The organism is Pseudomonas sp. GW822-FHT02D10, assembly GCF_058802345.1.
Genome location: NZ_JBXAOB010000001.1, coordinates 400,360 through 416,694 on the forward strand (window position 1 = coordinate 400,360; position 16,335 = coordinate 416,694).

At 56.6% G+C, this 16,335-nt stretch carries 13 protein-coding genes and 2 pseudogenes; 7 read left to right on the forward strand and 8 right to left on the reverse strand.

Features of this window, described 5'->3' with window-relative positions; genetic code table 11:
• Positions 1–82: 82 nt before the first annotated feature.
• Entirely contained in the window at positions 83–1,504 is a 1,422-nt protein-coding gene (locus tag AC1RPZ_RS01835) for a UvrD-helicase domain-containing protein (RefSeq protein WP_493134198.1), read from the reverse strand.
• Entirely contained in the window at positions 1,491–3,221 is a 1,731-nt protein-coding gene (locus AC1RPZ_RS01840; protein ID WP_493134200.1) for an ATP-dependent nuclease, read from the reverse strand. The genes AC1RPZ_RS01835 and AC1RPZ_RS01840 overlap by 14 nt, the downstream gene beginning before the upstream one ends.
• A 284-nt stretch (positions 3,222–3,505) precedes the next feature.
• On the opposite strand from AC1RPZ_RS01840, the pseudogene AC1RPZ_RS01845 reads away from it, so the two are divergent.
• A pseudogene (locus tag AC1RPZ_RS01845) lies at positions 3,506–3,714 on the forward strand (hypothetical protein).
• 33 nt (positions 3,715–3,747) lie between these two features.
• Here the strand turns inward: AC1RPZ_RS01845 and AC1RPZ_RS01850 are convergent.
• Positions 3,748–4,206: a metallophosphoesterase family protein gene (locus AC1RPZ_RS01850; protein WP_493134202.1), complete on the reverse strand. Its 459-nt coding sequence runs from the start codon at positions 4,204–4,206 to the stop codon at positions 3,748–3,750.
• A gap of 42 nt (positions 4,207–4,248) precedes the next feature.
• Here AC1RPZ_RS01850 and AC1RPZ_RS01855 point away from each other — a divergent pair.
• A pseudogene (locus tag AC1RPZ_RS01855) lies at positions 4,249–4,404 on the forward strand (metal-sensing transcriptional repressor); the annotation flags it as partial.
• Between the two features lie 140 nt (positions 4,405–4,544).
• Here AC1RPZ_RS01855 and AC1RPZ_RS01860 read toward each other — a convergent pair.
• Together AC1RPZ_RS01860 and AC1RPZ_RS01865 are read right to left on the reverse strand one after the other, a co-directional pair.
• Positions 4,545–5,885, reverse strand: a complete 1,341-nt coding sequence (locus tag AC1RPZ_RS01860) for an ATP-binding protein (protein ID WP_493134204.1) — start codon at positions 5,883–5,885, stop codon at positions 4,545–4,547.
• A complete protein-coding gene (locus tag AC1RPZ_RS01865; protein ID WP_493134206.1) occupies positions 5,882–6,544 on the reverse strand; it encodes a response regulator in 663 nt (220 codons plus the stop codon). Before AC1RPZ_RS01865 ends, AC1RPZ_RS01860 begins: the two co-directional genes overlap by 4 nt.
• A gap of 316 nt (positions 6,545–6,860) precedes the next feature.
• Here AC1RPZ_RS01865 and AC1RPZ_RS01870 point away from each other — a divergent pair, with 316 nt between their 5' ends.
• The 5 genes from AC1RPZ_RS01870 (at position 6,861) to AC1RPZ_RS01890 (ending at position 15,226) form a co-directional block, all read left to right on the forward strand.
• Positions 6,861–7,457 (forward strand): undecaprenyl-diphosphatase, encoded by a 597-nt coding sequence (locus AC1RPZ_RS01870; protein WP_493134208.1) that lies wholly within the window; start codon positions 6,861–6,863, stop codon positions 7,455–7,457.
• Between the two features lie 12 nt (positions 7,458–7,469).
• Positions 7,470–8,897, forward strand: coding sequence for a TolC family protein (locus tag AC1RPZ_RS01875; protein ID WP_493134210.1), 1,428 nt, complete (start codon positions 7,470–7,472; stop codon positions 8,895–8,897).
• A gap of 155 nt (positions 8,898–9,052) precedes the next feature.
• On the forward strand, positions 9,053–9,961 hold the full coding sequence (locus tag AC1RPZ_RS01880; protein WP_493134212.1) for an efflux RND transporter periplasmic adaptor subunit: 909 nt from the start codon (positions 9,053–9,055) through the stop codon (positions 9,959–9,961).
• A 21-nt stretch (positions 9,962–9,982) separates the two neighbouring features.
• Complete coding sequence (locus AC1RPZ_RS01885; protein ID WP_493134214.1) at positions 9,983–13,102, forward strand: efflux RND transporter permease subunit; 3,120 nt, start codon at positions 9,983–9,985, stop codon at positions 13,100–13,102.
• A 72-nt stretch (positions 13,103–13,174) separates the two neighbouring features.
• Positions 13,175–15,226, forward strand: coding sequence for a bifunctional DedA family/phosphatase PAP2 family protein (locus AC1RPZ_RS01890; protein WP_493134216.1), 2,052 nt, complete (start codon positions 13,175–13,177; stop codon positions 15,224–15,226).
• 104 nt (positions 15,227–15,330) lie between these two features.
• Here the strand turns inward: AC1RPZ_RS01890 and AC1RPZ_RS01895 are convergent, their stop codons facing one another.
• Genes AC1RPZ_RS01895 through AC1RPZ_RS01905 form a run of 3 tightly spaced genes read right to left on the reverse strand, consistent with a single transcriptional unit; the run spans position 15,331 to position 16,195 of the window.
• On the reverse strand, positions 15,331–15,552 hold the full coding sequence (locus AC1RPZ_RS01895; RefSeq protein ID WP_493134218.1) for a GDCCVxC domain-containing (seleno)protein: 222 nt from the start codon (positions 15,550–15,552) through the stop codon (positions 15,331–15,333).
• A gap of 7 nt (positions 15,553–15,559) precedes the next feature.
• Positions 15,560–15,835, reverse strand: coding sequence for a mercury resistance system periplasmic binding protein MerP (merP, locus tag AC1RPZ_RS01900; protein ID WP_493134220.1), 276 nt, complete (start codon positions 15,833–15,835; stop codon positions 15,560–15,562).
• A gap of 15 nt (positions 15,836–15,850) precedes the next feature.
• On the reverse strand, positions 15,851–16,195 hold the full coding sequence (locus AC1RPZ_RS01905; protein WP_493134797.1) for a mercuric transporter MerT family protein: 345 nt from the start codon (positions 16,193–16,195) through the stop codon (positions 15,851–15,853).
• Positions 16,196–16,335: the final 140 nt, after the last annotated feature.

A 16,335-nucleotide genomic window follows, 5' to 3' on the forward strand; every position in this document is an offset into this window, starting at 1 on the left:
TGAAACACAGCAAGTTGACTGCCTTGATCTGGCCGCAGTTTCAAGAACGCCCCGCCTAACCTTGAGGTTTCTCAGAGAATAGTTATTTAGCTTTGGGCTGCAAAATTGGCGTGCTGGAGCACACGACCAACTGCCGTGCCCCTCTGGTTAACGCCACATAGAGATGGTTGGCATCCATCTCCTCAGGATTCAACACCACAGCGATATCAGCCTCGAGTCCTTTGAGCAAAAGTGTGCTGCCAACGGATCGCCGCGACATTGGCCGACCCACGTATCGATTCTGCTCGCGGATACTGACTGTCGCATCCTCAAACGTCATCGACCCCTCGGCTGCAAGGCTGAGGGCTTTTTTGCAATGGCGCAAAATCTCTGGACGGTAGACGCGCACATCCGTTTGATCGCGAAGGGCGTCCAGCAACAGCAGAGCAGATCCGAAGCTCGGGATCGCCATAAAGCTCATCCCAAATTGCTCGGTTTCCGTTGCTGGGTTGTGAGCTTTGCCCGTGCATAAGCTTCCTAGTCGCCTGATGTACACCGCAACGTCGAGATTTGTCATCAGCCCCTGGGCAAACGTGAGCAACACGTTCAATGCATCAGGTGAGCCAGGATTGAACGCTTGCCCGAAGGCGGTCAAATCCTTCAAATCAGCCGCTTCAACAGTCACTGCGCCCGGCGTCTGACTCGCAATTTTCCGTTGTCCTCTCGGATTTTGGCTATCCCCGATGACAAGCACCTGATGATCGACTGAAGCAGTTTTAACTCTAGCCGCTTCAAGCCGTTGCTCATGGGCGGTTGTGGCTTCGAGTGCAATCCACTGCACTTGGGCAGGCGCCGAGCGAAGATCGATTGCCTGGCGAGTTTGTAGGGACGCACGAATCTGCAAGAGCCACTGGCCCAGCGGCTCATTCTGGACATTACGCCAGCGCCAGGGTGTGGAAAGGTGTCCGGCACTTGGAAAGTAACTGAAGACGTTCTTCTCCCAGTTAACCAAGGGTTCGTTGAACCCAAAAATAGCTTGCAGGGGGTCACCCAGGACGCAGGTGGGTAATGCAGTTGCTAACCAGGCAATGATCTGATGTTGCGGCAACGTGCAATCCTGATACTCATCGACAAACACGCGGGAATACGTGGATTGAAGGGCGTCGAATACATGACCCGATGCCAGCAACCCCCACGCGGCGTCTCGAATGCTGGCGTAATCTGTTTTTCTTTTGAGCTTCAGGATCTCAGGGTCGTGCTGACTCCTGCCCGGAAAGGTTGCTATCAATCTCATCACCCATCCATCAATCGTTGATACGCGATAAGTGGACGAATTTACGCCAGCTAACTTAAGTCGTGCCCGCAGAGCCCCAACTCCCGCATTGGTGTGGGTCAAGAGCAACACAGGCTTAGCGAAGTGATGCAGCTTGAGCGTATCGGTGATCAGCTGTGTCTTGCCGCAACCGGCCGGTGCAGTGATAGAGCCACAACCGAAGGCCAACAAATCGATTTCAGGATTCGGCATGGGCCCACACAAAGAGAGACGAGATGGCGAGCTGGAAGGCCAGTGTGCTGTTGCCCAAGTTAGGCCCAACAATGAACTGACCGACATTATGCATCTTGGATATCGACTTGTACCATCCAGCCTTTCTGGTGCGGGATGCGCGGCCAAGCACGGCCAGAATCTCCGGTGAATAGCCTGAAAACAACACTTCGGTTTCAATTCCTGCGAGTGTGTAGCGTCCGTTTGAAGCAGTCTTGATATGCTCGTCAACCCTTCCCTCTTCCATGAGGTTGTTCGCCATCTCGACCAGGCGAGCGATCGCTACAGGCGGCAAACTCAAGAACAACTCATCCTCCAGTGCGCGGCCGGATTGCCAGGCAATCATGGTTCCGCCTGCAGCGAGAAATGAAGCCACCAACCCTTCTGTGGGCGGTTTATCGCTATCGACTACCACCAGAACACGGTACCCCAGTCGTAGCAGCGCATTGCCTCGATGAAAGCATCGGTCTGGGTCACCACCACCGGTATCAACAAAGGAAACGCCTGCAGAGGCTAACGGCGCGTTCCCCTGCTCTACCCAATAAAGATCTAATCCGCGAATTAACCCTACCTCGCTCGCACCTTCACATACGATCACAGAACGAGAGAGAAATGCTTCGGGTTCCGTGCGAATCGTACTCTGGACATCGTCATCGTTGCCGACCGGCAAGATGAGGTGATTTAAGTTTCCACCCCTGACGATGAACAGTTGATCACCAGAAAGTTCACGCAAGGCCACCGGCGAATGGGTGGTCAGGAATACTTGGAGTGCGGAGTTGGTGTCCTTCGCTCCCAACGAATCTAATAGCCTAACGAGGCGGTGTGGCTCTAATCCGAATTCGACCTCATCGACCAATAAAATCGATGCCGATTTAGCGGCCACTTTTTGCAGTCCGGCAACCAGAAGGCGAGATGATCCCGTCCCGAGACTGCGTAACGGAATGCCCTGCTGGCTGTGCAACGAGATTGCGCCATCATTGAAGGGAGCCGCATGGGTATCCAGCAGTGCCCGGGCGCTGATTCCTACTGGGATACCAAGACTTGTCGCTGTATCGGTAACCAGTTTAAGCGTGTCACCCAATTGGTCATGTGCGTGGTCTCCAAATGACGACCGCGCGAGCCTCGCGGCCTCAATCAACGCAGCACCCACCTCTGCACGCTCCTCCGTGAGCTTGTTCAGCACCGATCCTCTCGTCCAGGAAAGATTTGAGTTGGAATACCCTCCAAGCCTTGTGGGGGCTACGAGCGCCCTATCCTTCCAAGCTAGATGACGGGTGGTACCAAGATTTTCCGCCTGCGCGGACGTCAGCGACCAGACGGGCTCAAGATCACCCTCCACGATCAGTTGAATGGTCAAAGCCGTCGACCAGTCTTTGTGAGGCTCCTCTTCGATGTCCCGGGTCGCAGGGTTAATCGAGCGCAGGAAGATTCCGTAGCTCTCTACATTTTTCAATGGAGCGTCGAGGTCGAACAGCGTGATCGAAATCTTAATGGGCTTGGTGACGTCCAGAGCATAAAAGTCCACGTCACTGAACTGGACGTAGCGTCGAGCCCCCAGGCAAAGGTCGATCGCATCCAGGATGGTCGATTTTCCGCTGTCACCCCTACCAATCAGGCAGTTAACGCCGGGCGCTGGAAACCAAACAAGATCCTGAATTCCCCTGAAGTTCTGGATCTCGACTTTGAAGATTTTAGCCATATGCGATCCTTGTTTTCAGTCGGGCTGGCCGACAGGCTCCCTGCTTTGAGTTATGTAAAAAGATGCGAAGTTTTGGGAGCGTAGTCGAAAACTAGCTCCTGCCCGTGAAAGAAAGGCAAAAGCACGAGGGAACACAACCTGACCGGCCACCCGTCGCTAGAGCGTGAGTAGCAATGCAGTCCGCCGCGAATGAGGGCGATCATTTGATTCATGAAAAACGGAATGGCGTCTCGGTAATTTTTTCTCTAGATCTATGCTGGTCTTTTCCATGGAGGAAAATCGCGATGGCAAATTTAGACCTACTCCCTTCCCTACTCTTCAGGATCATTCAGAATCAATTGGCCCCGAAGCCGCGATCATGGAACTGACGCTGTGGGTCGAGCAGCGCGGATCAGCGGAGGTCGCCGGAAACGTTCGTGGTGCTTTGGACACAATCAGCAAGAACGAAGAGTTCATCAATATGACGCTTGCGGTGCTCATGGCACCCGAGTGAACTGGTCGACCTCCCCACTGTGGATGACGCGAGTCACTCCAGTAAATAAATCAACCGAGGCTCAATTGAAGTCGCCGATACCTCTAGCAGAGCCAGCGTCACTGGCAGCTTGAAGCGTCGTCGTCCCGCACTGCCGGGATTGAGGTAAAGCTGCTCACCACGCCATTCTATGCATGGTTTGTGGGAGTGGCCGGTGATCACCAGCTTTATGCTAGGATCGAGCACGACCGGGACGTCGACAATGTCATGCACCAACAGCGTCTGCCATCCGTTGACGTCGAAACGTAGAAGATCAGGGAGATTTTCTGCCCATGGTGCGTCTTGGTCATTGTTCCCACACACTACGTGTAATGGAGCTATAGATGCCAGTTGATCAAGAATCTCCGGACTACCGATGTCACCCGCGTGAATGATCTTCTCACATCCCTCCAGGGCAGTAAGAGCTTCGGGGCGGAGCAAGCCGTGAGTATCGGAAATCACGCCAACTTTCATGCTGTCTCCAGAGCCGATTCAGATTGACCTCAGTGTAATGGGCAAATCGCTGCGATCAGAGGTGCCGTTAACGGCCTAATGACAGAAGTTCTCGAAGGGCATATTCGGGAGCACCTTGGGCCTGATGCCGTTTCTCCAGAAAACAGACAAGAAGATGTCGAACAAGTCGTTTCCGCTCTGCGCTCTTACCTCAAATAGCCACAGAATTCAGACACGAGAATGGCGTAGTTGATGCTGGAGCGACAAAAATAGTGAATGGGCAGACATCAACCAGGTGGGATCAATTGAAGGTGCCAGTGCTTACCGGCTTTGGGTAATGAGCCTTCTGGAGATATCTTCTACCCTGCGCGATTTTCCGATTTAGACGGAAAAATCACCAGCACCCGCAGCCCCACTCCATTTGGGGCTGCATGAAGTTCCACCTGAGCTCCGTGCTGCTCTGCAATTGTTTTAACAATTGAAAGCCCCAGTCCGCTGCCAGAGCCGGTTTGATTACTGCCTCGATAGAATCGCTCTAGCACCCGCTCACGATCCGCTGCACCTATTCCTGGGCCGTTGTCGCAGACCTCAAGCACGACCCCTTGGTCAGTCTCGCGCACTGCCAGGTCAATCCTTGCATGAGCACCCGCGTAACGAATGGCGTTGTCGACCAGGTTATTGAGCAGGATTCGCAGCGTTTCGGGATCCCCAAAAATGCTGGATGCAGCATGCTCGGTCAGCCCAAGATCAATTCCCGAGGCTTCGGCCCGACGAACTTGATCAGTGATTACCGACTTGCAGAGAGCGGATAATTCGACGCTCTGCATGACCGGCGATTGCGCGTCAGGTTCCAAACGGGCCAAGGTCAACAACTGTTGTGTCAGATGAGTAAGACGTGTGACGCCGGCCTGTACCTCTGACAGCGATACCTGACGGTCTTCATCTAGAGTGGCCCGCTGTGCCAACTCCACTTGAATGCTGAGTGCTGCAACTGGGGTGCGTAACTCGTGCGCGGCATCAGCGATGAAGTGCTTTTGCATGGTGAAGGCACTCGCCAGCCGTTCCAGCAAATCGTTGAGCGCGTCGACCAGAGGTTTGACTTCGCCAGGCAGCTCTTTCGAAGCGATAGGCTGCAGGCTATTCACGTTGCGCTCCGACAGTTCTGTCGTCACTGTTCGCAGTGGTTTTAGCCCGTAGCTGATACCAAACCACAAGAAAAGGGCCAGCAAGGGAATCAGAGATGCTACTGGCCACAGCAGGTGTACGGCTAAACCGGCGAGTTCTTCCCAGCGTTTATTTTGCGCTTGAGCCACCCGGATAAACTTGTCGCCACGCTGGCTGACAAACGTGTGCCAGGTTTGATCTCCGACCTGAACATCACTCAGGCCAGTTTGCTGCGGTGGAGGCAGTGTGAGCGCTGAGTCGGTCGTAAAATTCAAGACTCCTGTGCTCCAAACCTGAAGCAGTACTTCATCAGCATTATCATCACTGAGTGGACTGGGTTTCTTGGCTGTATCGGTCAGTACAACACGCTCTCCAGGATCCACATTGATGTGTTCGGCGAGGTAACGCATTTGATCGTTGAGCAGATCGTCCAGTTCAAGGACTGCCCCCCAATAGGTGCCGATACTTGCCAGCAGCCCAGCCAGAAAAGTGGCTGGCAGCAGCCAAAACAGCAGACGCCGTCGGAGCGAACTCATGCATCCTCTCCAATGTGATAACCGACACCTCGAACAGTACGGATGACCTCGGCCCCGAGCTTTTTCCGCAGATTATGGATATGAACTTCCACGGCATTGCTACCCACTTCATCACCCCAACCGTACAGGCGATCCTCTAGCTGCTCGCGGGAGATCACTGCATCTGGCACCTTCATCAGCTCGTGCAGCAACGCATACTCTTTGGCCGACAGGCTGACAGGCTCGTTGCGCAACCACAGCAGGTGTCGTACCGGATCAAGGCGCAACGGGCCGCCTCGAAGCTCGGTCTGCACACGTCCTGATTGCCGACGACTGACGGCGCGAATACGTGCAACCAATTCCTCGATGGCAAACGGTTTAACCAGATAATCGTCAGCGCCGAGATCAAGGCCAGCTACCCGATCTGGTAGCGAGTCGCGGGCGGTGATTATGATCACTGGCAAGCTCTCGTCGTGCTGACGCAGAACCTTGAGCACATCCATGCCATCCTGGCGCGGTAGTCCCAGGTCGAGTAGTAGCAACGCATAAGGGGTGGTTTCCAAAGCGTGTATGGCAGCCTTGCCGTCCGTGACCCAATCCACTGTGTACCCTTCCTGGCGCAAGCCTTTTTGCAAGCCACTGCCGATCATCGGGTCATCTTCTGCCAGTAATATTCGCATCGCCTGATCCCTCTCCTCACATCAGTCAGTGCCTCGGTGGAGTACCGCGCAGTGTGCCGAAGTCTTAACTGCGCGCATATGGTGCCCAGGTCATAGATGACTCTGATCCTCTACTCGGCCTATCAGCATTCTGAGCTCAGCCCAGCGACCTGCACCTTGAAATCCCCCCCAGAGCAACGAACTCTCGGGCCTGCAAGGATAATAAGACTGCCAGCGTCAGCCTTAAGGTGGACTTAAGGAAGCAACCACTATGGTGCGGATCACTCGCACCGCTATCACAACGTGGTGCTTCCCAGTCACCTGACGAGGTCTCCTCATGGAAGAGCTCAATCGCACCCTGTTCCTGGCTATCAACGCCAGCGTGCACTCCTCAGCGGAAATGCAGTTATTTGCAACTTTTCTGGCGCAGTGGCTCATCACCGGCGTACCGCTATTGCTGATCGGATTGTGGCTGCGGGGGACACGCCACTACCGAGCTGCTGCAGTCACCGCCACGCTGAGCATCGTGTTCGCGCTGGCGTGCAATCTGCTGATCAGTAGCCTTTGGCTCCATCCGCGTCCCTTCATGCTGGGGCTAGGACAAAACTTCCTGGAGCACGCTCCGGAGTCCTCTTTCCCCAGCGATCACGCCACTGTGATGTTCACGTTAGCCATGGCCCTGATGCTGGCATCGCTGCGCAAGCTTGGCGTGCTGATTCTGCTGCTGGGTGCGTTGGTTGGCTGGGCACGTATCTATTTAGGTGTGCATTTTCCATTCGATATTGCCGGGTCGCTGCTGATCTCGTTGATAAGCGCGTGGTTGGTACCACAGGTGCTGAGTTGGCGGCATCTCGACGAACGTCTGCTCGACCTTCTTGAGCGCCTATATCAACGAGTTTTTCCACTAACCACTCGCCGCAACACTCATCAGTAGGGAGGAGAGGCAATGCTTGATTCGCGAAGTTCTGCGCGCTCCGCCACTTTGGTCTCAAAGAAGATACGAATGCATAAACAGTGTTTTATCACAGTGGCAGTGCTGCTCACCGGCTGCGCGAGTTATCACCCGCAACCCCTGGCGCCCCTGAAAATGATGGCTGCCTATGAAGAGCGCTCTCTGACTAACCCAGAGCTTCAGCGCTTGATCGCTGCACACCGCCCCAACACTACCGTTCTCTGGGATCTGAACACCTTAACTTTGGCGGCCTACTACTACAGCCCTGAGCTGGACGCGGTGCGCGCCAGGTTTGCCAGCGGTGAGGCGGCAACAGAAACGGCGAACCAACGACCCAATCCGTCCTTGTCGTTGCCACTGCAGTACGCCGATCAACCGATAAAGCCGTGGACATACGGACTGGCCCTCGACATCCCGATCGAGACGGCCGGTAAACGTGGGTATCGAGTGGCGCAAGCGCAACAGCTCTCAGACGCTGCCCGTTTGAATATCGGTCAAACCGCCTGGCAGATCAGGAGTCATCTTCGCAGCGCGTTACTCGACCTTTACGCCGCCAGCCAGCACCACTCGATTATCGAGCGTCAGGTCGACATCCAGCAGAACATAGTCACCATGCTGGAGAAGCAGCTTTTGTTGGGGTCGGCCTCGACGTTCGAATTGAGCCAGGAGCAGATCATTCTGGAGCGTGATCGTAGCGATTTGGCGAATAGCGAAAAACTGATGCTGGACGCCAAAGCATTGATCGCTCAGACCATGGGGATTCCTCTCAGGGCTCTTGAGCCCATCAGGCTAGACCTGAGTGAATTCGAGAGCCTGACCCCGCAGATCCCTGATAACACCGCCCGCCGCCAAACCGTTCTGAACCGCACTGACATCCTGGGTGCCCTGGCCGAGTACGAAGCGAGCCAAGCTGCTCTCCAGTTGGAAGTAGCACGGCAATATCCGAACCTGTCACTCGGACTCGGATACTCGTTCGACCAAGGGGTGAACAAGTACAGCGTTACACCGGCAGGCATCAGCCTCCCCCTGTTCAACCGCAATGAAGGGCCTATCGCAGAGGCTGAAGCCCATCGCAAGGAAGCCGCCATTCGCGTCGAGGCACTTCAAGACCAAGCGATCAATCAGACCGACAGCGCTCTACAACACTATCGCCTGGCCACGCAAAACCTGGCGCTCATCGACACCCAGGGGACGACCCGAACAGCCGCCTTTCAAGCTGACCAACGTTCTTTTGACTTAGGCAAGATAGACCGACTGGCGCTGTCGCGGTCACACCGTGCCGTGAATGTCGATGCAATGACCCACGTCGATGCAGTGGTTCAAGTTCAGCAAGCCATCAGTCAACTTGAAAACGCCATCCAGCAACCACTCGATGGGATCCCATTGCTCGTCCAGTCAACCGAGGCGGTCATTCGAAAATGAACACACCCTTTCGTAGCAAAACCTCACGCATCACCCTGGCAGTGGTAGCCGTCGTCGGATTAGGCGCTTTAGGCTTTTTCTCTTATCAAACCATGCAGGTTGTGCCTACAACTCCGGTCGCCCCCCTTCCAACACGGGTCACGACCGAAGGAGGTTTGACCATCGTTACGCTGGATGAAACGACCCAGACAATCAGTGGTATTCAGAGTGAATCGATCACTGCGTCCAGGCATCAAGTGGAACATCTTGCTTACGGCAGTGTGCTTGATGTGCAAGGGCTTAATGATCTGAGCACTCGTTACTCCATGGCTCAAGTAGACTCAGCAGCGGCACAGTCTGCCGCTTCGGCTTCTGGCCAGGAATATGAGCGCAACGCCGCGCTGTTCAAGGCCAACCAGAGCGTGGCCCTGAAGGTGCTGCAAGCCTCGCAAGTCACATGGAATACAGACAAGACCAAGCTACAGGCAGCGAGTGCCAACATGCAGTCGGTACGCAATAGTGCGCTCCAACAGTTTGGTGCGCCCTTGGCCGGCATGCTCGGAGCGCAAGACGCCCCTCTATTGCACAGGCTGTTGAACCGCGAGGACATGCTTTTGCGCATTGTCCTCCCCCTCGGTGATGATCTGGCCGCGCCTGAACTGATTACGGTTGAGTCCGGCGAACACCATCGGGAAACGGCTCGGCTCATTTCAGTCTCGCCTCAAGTCGACCCTTCGACTGAAGGCCGTGCATACCTTTACCGAGCGGCGGCGACCCTGCCAGTCGGTAGCAAAGTCGTTGCCTATTTGCCGTTACCCACACCCACCAGCACCAGTCTCGTTATACCTGAGGCCGCTATCCTGTGGTTTGGTGGGCAGCCGTGGGCGTATGTGCAAATTGCCAAAGACCGGTTTACCCGCCGCCCCGTCGCAGACCAAACCCCCTACAACAATGGGTACCTGGTCAGTACCGGGTTTGAGTCCGGTGATCGGGTCGTGGTGCATGGCGCGCAGCTGCTGTTATCCGAAGAACAGCGTCCACCCATCACCGCATCGGCGTGCAAAGACCCCGAATGTGACGACTAACCAGACGGCAGCGAATACCTCATGTTGAATTCAATTATCCGCTTCGCTGTGCGCTTCCGAGGCGTGGTTATCGCCCTCGCCTGTCTGCTGGCAGGTTATGGCCTCTACACCCTGACTCAGGCCCGGCAGGATGTTTTCCCCGAGTTCGCGCCACCGCTGGCGGTGATTCAAACCGAAGCGCCTGGGTTATCGTCCGAACAGGTTGAAATGCTGGTTACCCAGCCGGTCGAAAATGCCATGGGTGGCACCCTTGGGCTGGCGAGCATGCGATCCAAATCGTTACCTGGGCTGTCAATGGTTACGCTGATCTTCAAGGATGGGGCTGACATTTACCGAGCCAGACAACTGGCTGCGGAGCGGCTCAGTACGCTCACCGGTATTCTCCCGCACGGGGTCAAAACACCCGCGCTATTGCCACTGACGTCATCGACCAGCGTTACCCTGGTCGCGGGCATTACCTCTGACACTCGCTCGCTGATGGAGATGCGCACACTGGCGGAGTGGACGATCAAACCGCAATTGTTGCGCGTGCCCGGCGTGGCGGACGTGATCGTATTCGGCGGCGATCTAAAGCAGTTTCAGATTCAGGCAAATCCCAAAAAGCTGGTGCAATACGGTTTCTCTCTTCAAGACGTGTTGAGCGCTGCCCAGCGCGCAACGGGGGTTAGAGGCGCAGGTTTTCTGGAGACCGCTAACCAGCGCATCGTCTTGAATACCGAGGGTCAAACCGTTACACCCGCGCAGTTGGCGCAAACGGTGCTCAACTACCAAAAGGGTATCGCCGTACGCCTGGGCGATGTCGCCATGGTGGCCTATGGGCCTGCTCCCGCAGTGGGTGCGGCAGCCATCGAGGGAACGCCCGCGGTGTCGCTGATGGTGGAAAGCCAATATGGCGCCGACATGATGAGCGTTTCCAGTAGCGTGGAACGCGCCCTGGACAGCTTGAAACCTGCGCTCGAAGCGGAACAGGTGAGCCTGCATCCGGACATCTTCCGCCCAGCCAAATTTATTGAAACCGCGATTGGGCACCTGCAAACGGCACTGCTGTTGGGCGGCGTGCTGGTTGTCCTGGTGCTGTTGCTGTTCTTGCTCAATATCCGCACCGCGATCATCTCGGCTACGGCGATTCCGCTGTCCTTGTTGACGGCGGTGATCGTGCTCCATCACTTCGGTGTGAGTCTCAACACCATGACCTTGGGCGGTCTGGCCATTGCCTTGGGAGAGGTCGTAGACGATGCCGTGGTCGACGTCGAGAACATCTTCCGTCGGCTGCGCCAAAACCAAGCGCTGGAGCATCCCGTATCACCGGCCTTGGTGGTATTGCGCGCCTCATTCGAAGTCCGTAGTGCAGTGGTGTATGCCACCCTGGTTGTTGCGTTGATTTTCCTGCCCGTACTGGCACTGTCAGGGATCGCCGGGAAACTGTTCGCGCCCTTGGGGCTCGCCTACATCCTGGCGATTTTGGCCTCCCTTGTGGTGGCTCTGACGGTCACTCCAGCGCTGGCGTTTATGTTGTTGACCACCAAGCCACTTCAATCGCAAGAGCCAAAGTTGGTGCAGCGACTGAAGGCTCGTTATCTGAAAATACTCGCGAGCATCGAGTCGCACTCTCGCTCAATCGTCTGGATGATCGTCATTCTCTGCACCGTGGCGGCCAGCGCACTGCCGTTTTTTGGCGGCAACTTCATACCGGAATTGAAGGAGGGGCATTACCTCATCCATATGGCGTTGGCCCCAGGCTCCTCTTTGACCGAATCCATGCGAGTGGGCGACCGTGTAGCGCAGGAGCTGAGCACCGTCCCCGGCGTGCGACTGGTGGCGCAACGCGCAGGGCGAGCCAGTGAGGTGGTCGACCCGACTGGCGTTCACGTCAGTGAGTTCGAAGTGGATTTGAATACCTTGTCCGCCGCGGAGGAAACCCAGGTCGTGGCGCGTATTCAACAAGTGCTGGCCAGCTTCCCGGGGCTGACGACGTCGGTGAACACCTTCCTGACTGAGCGGGTGGACGAAAGTATCTCCGGCGTCACCGCGCCGGTCGTTATCAATGTCTTTGGCTCTGACCTGGATGTACTGGACAGCAAAGCCCAGGAAATTGCCCTGGTGATCGGTCGAATCCCAGGCACCATCGGCCTGAGAGTCGAGTCCGCCCAGCATGTACCGCAATTGACCATCAGGCTCCGGCCTGAGCAATTGACCCATTGGGGGTTCGAGCCGGTCGATGTGATGGAGGCGATTCAAGTGGCTTATGACGGCATGACCGCCAGCCAAATCTATCAGGGCAACCAGACGTATGACGTCACCGTCTCACTGTCACCAACGGCCCACCACAGCATCGCGACTGTCGGTTCACTGCTGCTGCGTAACAAAACCGGAACAACTGTGCCTCTCAATCAACTGGCCGTGATCACTCAAACCACCAGCCGTTACCAAATCATGCACAGCGGTGGCCAGCGCCTGCAAACCGTCTCGACCGCCGTCCATGGCCGGGCGGTGAGTGACTTTGTTCAGGAGGCTCAACGAAGAATTAACCAGGAGGTCACTCTGCCCAAGGGAACCTACGTCTTGTTCGCTGGAGAGGAACAAGCCCGTGCGCAATCACAACAAGACTTACTGGTTTACACAGGGGCCGCCATCATTGGGATCATGCTGCTTCTGTTCCTCGCCCTCAAAAGCATGCGTGCGTTGGTTCTGGTCTTGGTGAACCTGCCCTTCGCCCTGGTCGGCGGTGTATTGACCGTGTTGGTGTGTGGTGGAAACTTGTCACTGGGATCGCTGGTCGGGTTTGTCACCCTGTTTGGTATCACGCTGCGCAACTCCATCATGCTCATCTCGCATTACTCGAACCTGGTGAATGACGAAGGTATGACATGGGGCCCGGAAGCGGCTCGAAGGGGCGCCGCCGAGCGACTGGTGCCGATCCTGATGACCGCCGTGGTGACCGCTTTGGGACTGCTGCCTTTGGCGCTCGCCAGTGGCGCTGCCGGCAATGAAATCGAAGGGCCTATGGCTATCGTTATCCTGGGAGGATTGGTGACCTCGACAGCACTCAATCTATTGGTGTTACCGACCTTGGCTTTGCACTTCGGACGTTTTGAGAAACGCGTCGAAGAGTTCCCCGCTGACGTGGCAACTGCTTCATAACGGTTGTGCGACTTATCGGGAAGACACGTACCTTGATCGCCTGACCACCAACATTGCATAGGCAGCCCGCGAATGATGACGTCCCTGATCTCATCGATCATCGAGTTCCTGACGGCGCATCCGCATGTCGCCTATCTGGCGGTGTTTCTCCTGGCACTTTCCGAGTCAATCCCGATCATCGGGGCCGTCGTTCCAGGCACAGCCGTGATCCTCGCGCTCAGTGCCTTGGTGCCGAGTGGCGTGTTATTGCTCTGGCCGTTGCTGGTCGCCGCCACGTCAGGTGCCATCGCGGGTGATGGTCTTTCATTCTGGCTCGGGCATCGATACCACCGCGAAATTCTTGGTTTCTGGCCATTGAACCGCCACCCTGAACTGATTCAGCACAGCGAGGCCTTTTTCGAGCGTCATGGCGCCAAGAGTGTGTTTCTCGCGCGCTTCGTACCGGGCGTGCGCGCCTTCATCCCGCTCCTCGCCGGCATGCTGGGAATGGCGGTCAGTCGGTTCTACGCGGTCAATGTTGCCTCGGCGCTCGCGTGGGCTCCATCGCATATCCTGTCCGGTGTGCTCGTCGGCGCGACGTTCAGCATTCTCGGAGCGGCCGCCAAGCCGCTCGCGATCCTGCTGGTCGTGCTACTCGCGACGGGCTGGGCGCTCCTGCATATCGTGCGCTGGACGTTGCGGCGCGGCGTCCCTTACTTCATCGACGCAATGGGGCAGCTGCGGCGCTGGGCCGGCACCCACCACACCTGGCTGAGCCGCAGTCTCACCCATTTACTCGATCCTTCGCGGCCCGAAGCACGGACTCTCGCATTATCGGCTGTACTTCTCGTCGGTACAGCCTGGCTCTTCTTTGGCATCCTTGAAGATGTCGTCACCGGTGACCCATTGCTGCTCGCGGACAGCGCGATATACCACGCGCTTCAGGATCTGCGCACAGCGCCCGGCGATGCGGCGATGATCGCCATTACAGAACTCGGCGACACCACGGTTGTGGTGGCGGTCACGATTGTTGTCTTGCTGTGGCTCATGTCGAAACGCGCCTGGCGTACCGCTGCCTATTGGCTGGTTGCGATTGCTGGCGCTTCAGCGCTCAACACGATCATCAAAGTTGCGCTGCATCGAGCTCGCCCCGATGAGCTTCTCTATTCCGGGTGGAGCGCGTTTTCCTTCCCTAGCGGCCATAGCACGGTCAATGTCGTGCTCTACGGTTTCCTCGCCTTCCTCATCGCGCGTGAGATCCGCCCGGCATGGCGCCTCGTGGTCGCTCTCGGCGCAGCAACCCTGATATTTCTGATTGCCTTCTCGCGCCTCTACCTTGGTGCGCATTGGTTTTCCGACGTACTCGGGGGGCTGGCATTCGGATCCGCGTGGCTGGCGCTGCTCGGACTGTCCTACCTGGCGCGCCAAGCCGGACGCATTGAGCCAAGGGGTCTACTCGCCGCCGGATGTTCAGCACTGATTCTCGCCGGAGGACTCAACATCTATCGTAGCCATGCGATCGACAGCGACCGCTATGCCGTCAAGACAGGAACTCCGTCCATGGCCGCCACCGATTGGTGGGCGTCGGGTTGGCAGCAACTGCCGGTGCGGCGTATTGATCTCACGGGCGAAACGAATGAGCCACTGACGTTCCAGTGGGCCGGTGACCTGCCAGAGTTGCAAGATATCCTGCAGCGCAACGGGTGGCGCGACTCAGCGGCCTGGACACCGTTGAATGCCCTGAATTGGCTTTCCGTTCAGACCGACCCGGCAGCGCTTCCGATTATTCCGCTTTTCGCCAGTGGTCGCCTCCCCAGCCTGACCCTCGTTCGACCGAATAGTGATGGCGCACTGACCAGTTCGCGCCTCGTGCTTCGAGTGTGGGTCGTCGATTTCGAGCTCACGAACGGGCGTACTTCACCGCTGTGGATGGGCTCGGTTGTCGAGGAGCGTTTCTATCATCCCCTGTCCCTCGTCACGTTGACGTCGACACAGCCCGGCGTGAATGCACCACGGAGCACGCTCGCTGCCGCTCTTGACGGTGGGCGGCTCCTCTCTCGAACCGAAGGCACGGCAGATAGGGATTGGGATGGCAAAGTCCTGCTAGCTCGTCACGGTAAGACACCGAAAACGATGTCCGATTGACCGCGGCGAAGGCTTGGTTATCAGCTACACCGCTGAGACGAGCGCCACTTTTTCATGCATCTACGCCGGTGTTCAGGGAAGACTTCGGCATGAGGGCTATGCGGTCAGTGCACTGGCGTGCAGCATTCACGCTGCTGCTGGATCGGCGGACACTTCACCGAACCGAACGAACAGAACACACAGCAGTCACCCGCCTTAGGACGCAACAACGCCTTGCAGTTGCTGCATTCGTAGAAAAACTGGCAAGCGTTCATAGGCATGGTTTCCAGCTTTGCAAAACCGCATTGCGGGCAGGTCAGCACGGACTCAAGAACGACGGTGTCCATTAACACCTCACTTGTGGATGGTCGAAGGGTAACCCGCGTTCGTGGTTGCCCTGGTCAGTGCTTCAGGCTGGGACTGGTCAGCGTCATAGGTGACCGTGGCTGTCTTTTTGTCGAAATCGACCTTGACCGCACTCACTCCAGAGACTTTTTCCAGCGACTTTTTGACCGTGATTGGGCACAGCTCACATGTCATGTTCTGTACATCGAGCGTGACTGTCTGAGGGGTTGCAGCCAGCACCGCGAAAGGGATGGTGGTAAGCACGGCCATTAGTAGTTTGCGCATGGGGGACTCCTACTACTAGTAGAACAGTGGGGCCACTGACGGTACAGCAAGTAGACCGAGCAACAGTGTGGCGACAATCCAGAACGTGAGCCGTTGCCGCTTGATGGATCGAGCGTCGGCGCAGGGCGTACCCGGTACGCAGACTTGTGGCGCCACATACAACTTGCGCAAGGCCAGGCCAAGGAACAGCACCGTCAGCCCGATAAACAGGGGCCGGTATGGCTCCATGGCTGTCAAGTTTCCTACCCATGCTCCGCCGATGCCGAGTGCTAGCAATATGAGGGGGCCAACACAGCACACCGACGCGCCGATAGCGGCTAGTACGCCGGCGATCAACGAGCCTTTCCCGGTGAGTTGCATCCTATTCACGCCTTAAATTTGATAGCCCATATATCATTCTAGATCCCGTACTTAGGTACGGAGACAAGGAGTATGTAATGGTGACAGGTTTGCCGGGGTTACTCCGACCTTAAGCACGCAGCCATGCCAGACTGAAAAAA